The following is a 566-nucleotide window of genomic DNA, read 5'->3' on the forward strand; positions in this document are numbered from 1 at the left end:
CCAAAGCGAGCGACGGTTTCGGTATCAGACACACGCTTATTGATAGCACGAGCGATGATCTTCAGCGCTTTATCACCAGCGGTATAACCATAGCTGTCGTTTACGGCTTTGAAGTTATCGACATCAAACAGTACCACTCGTAGATTTTGTTGAGAGCGAATCCAACGACGGTATTCGAGCTCAAGACGATCGTTAAATGCTGTTCGGTTGTAAACCTTCGTGAGTGGATCAAGCAACATTCGCTGTGTCTGGTCGTCTAAGCGGCGGCGGTAATCTTGTGTGGTTTCAAACACCGCTTCAAGCTGATTTTTGCTGTAGCTTAAACGCTCTTGCAGGGCCTGTTCTCTCTCTTCCGTCATCTTGAGGCGCTCGGTTAACGAGGCCATTTTGGCTAGCAATGGAGCGACTTCTTGTTTGAGTTCTGCTAAATCCTGAGCTTGGTCGAGAGATTGTTGGCTGAGTTCAACCAAACCATTCATTTCCGCATTCAGCTCTTGGCGATGCTCAAAATAAGTATGGTGTTGATCGACGTTTTGATGGACGGTTTTGAGGTTACTAGATCGGAA

At 47.0% G+C, this 566-nt stretch carries 1 protein-coding gene; it reads right to left on the reverse strand.

What is annotated here, in order from left to right; all coding sequences use genetic code 11:
- Positions 1-566 (reverse strand): diguanylate cyclase (locus R7Z47_RS26160; RefSeq protein ID WP_318130940.1); only part of this gene is annotated, 566 nt, incomplete at both ends.

Origin of the sequence: Vibrio sp. 1641, assembly GCF_033339995.1 — a bacterium.
Taxonomy (GTDB): Bacteria; Pseudomonadota; Gammaproteobacteria; order Enterobacterales; family Vibrionaceae; genus Vibrio; species Vibrio alginolyticus.